The sequence below is a fragment of the uncultured Veillonella sp. genome, from assembly GCF_934190855.1.
Taxonomy (GTDB): domain Bacteria; phylum Bacillota; class Negativicutes; order Veillonellales; family Veillonellaceae; genus Veillonella.
Genome location: NZ_CAKPTN010000227.1, coordinates 1 through 1,923 on the forward strand (window position 1 = coordinate 1; position 1,923 = coordinate 1,923).

Consider the following 1,923-nt stretch of genomic DNA (forward strand, 5'->3'; position numbering starts at 1 on the left):
TTGCCTTTGGTTTTAGTCGTAAAGCATGGGATTATTTATTCCCTAATGCACCAGTACCAAAAGAGTTAGAAGATTTTACTGGCATTAAAGGGGATAAACAAGATGTACCTGCTGTTCCAGCAGATTTGTTCCTCCATGTTCGTTCTAATGATGAATCCGTTACATATACTGTAGTAGATCAAATTATGGGGTTCTTACGTCCGATTACATCTGTTGTGGACGAAACTCATGGCTTCCATTATGAACAAGGTCGCGCTATTATTGACTTCGTTGATGGTACGGAAAACCCTGTTGGCGAAGAAGCTGTGGAGTGGGGCGTTATTGGTGACGAAGATCCTGAATTCACCAATGGCTCCTATGCATTTGCTCAAAAATATGAACATGATCTTGATGCGTGGCGTGCACTTCCTACTGAAATGCAAGAAAGCTTTATCGGTCGTCATAAATTCAGCGATATTGAATTAGATGATGATAAAAAAGATCCGGCTGCTCATACTGTAGTAGCTCAAGATAATCGAGATGATGAAGAACATAAAATCGTTCGTATGAACGTGCCATTTGCACAACCAGGTCAAGGTATACGCGGTACATATTTTATCGGTTATGCTCGTTACTGGGATGTAACTAAAACAATGCTTACTAATATGTTTACACAAAACGACAAATTGCTTGATTATTCTAAACCAATTACAGGTATGCTCTTCTTCATTCCATCCCTTGATACATTGGACGCCATTGCTGAAGGCGAATTATAAAAGATTTGAGCTGTATAGCTATTGCCCGTTTCAATATTCTGAAATAGGTTAATTAAATTAACTCAATTTTTATAATAAAATAATATATTATTCTATAGAAGCGCCCCTTTTAGGGCGCTTTTATGCTATAATAATCCTATTAGACTCGAAAAAATACATTGTAGTTATGAATGAGGTATTCCATGAATTATACTAGCACCCGCGGTACCGTTGCGGTAAATGAAACATATGCATTGTTGCACGGCTTAGCAGAGGATGGTGGTCTATATGTACCATCTTTATTCCCTACAAACTGCTTAACTTACAATGATGTAAAAGATAAAAACTATCAAGAGGTAGCAGCTGTTGTATTAGCTAAGTTGTTCCCATGCTTCTCTGAAGCTCATTTAAATGAAATGATTAACTCCGCGTATTGTGATGCTAACTTCAGCACTCGCGATATTGCACCGTTGCATTCTATATTAGAAAAAGTATCCGTATTGGAATTGTTCCATGGTCGTACACAAGCTTTCAAAGATATGGCGTTATCTTTATTCCCGTATCTTTTAGTAGCTGCTAAAGAGGCAGAAGGCGAGAAAAAAGAGGTTCTTATCTTAACTGCTACATCTGGTGATACTGGTAAAGCCGCTCTTGAAGGTTTTAAAGATGTACCTGGTACACATATCCAAGTATTCTACCCAACCGATGGTGTAAGCCCAATGCAAGCTGAACAAATGCAAAAGCAAGAAGGGGAGAACGTTAATGTTACAGCTATTCACGGTAACTTCGACGATGCTCAACAATTCTTGAAACGTCTCTTTGTAGATAAAGAAACGGCAGAAGCGGTGGCTGAAAAAGGTGTTATGTTCTCCAGTGCTAACTCCATCAACATTGGCCGCTTGGCACCTCAAGTGGTGTACTATGTAAATGCCTATGCTGAACTCGTAGCACAAGGTGCTATCCATGAGGACGAAGCTTTTAACGTAGTTGTTCCAACAGGTAACTTCGGTAATATCTTGGCTGCTTACTATGCTAAGAAAATGGGGATTCCTATCGGCAAATTGATTTGTGCATCTAACCAAAATAACGTACTTACTGATTTTATCAATACAGGTGTTTACGACAAGAACAGACAGTTCTATGCAACTGCTTCTCCATCAATGGATATTCTTGTTTCAAGTAACCTTGA

At 38.8% G+C, this 1,923-nt stretch carries 2 protein-coding genes; both read left to right on the forward strand.

The window, feature by feature from the left end; translation table 11 throughout:
* The coding region (locus Q0F90_RS09055; protein ID WP_296004939.1) for a Dyp-type peroxidase at positions 1–755 on the forward strand (755 nt) is incomplete at its 5' end.
* 182 nt (positions 756–937) lie between these two features.
* On the forward strand, positions 938–1,923 hold a 986-nt coding region (gene thrC / locus Q0F90_RS09060; RefSeq protein ID WP_296004941.1), incomplete at its 3' end, for a threonine synthase.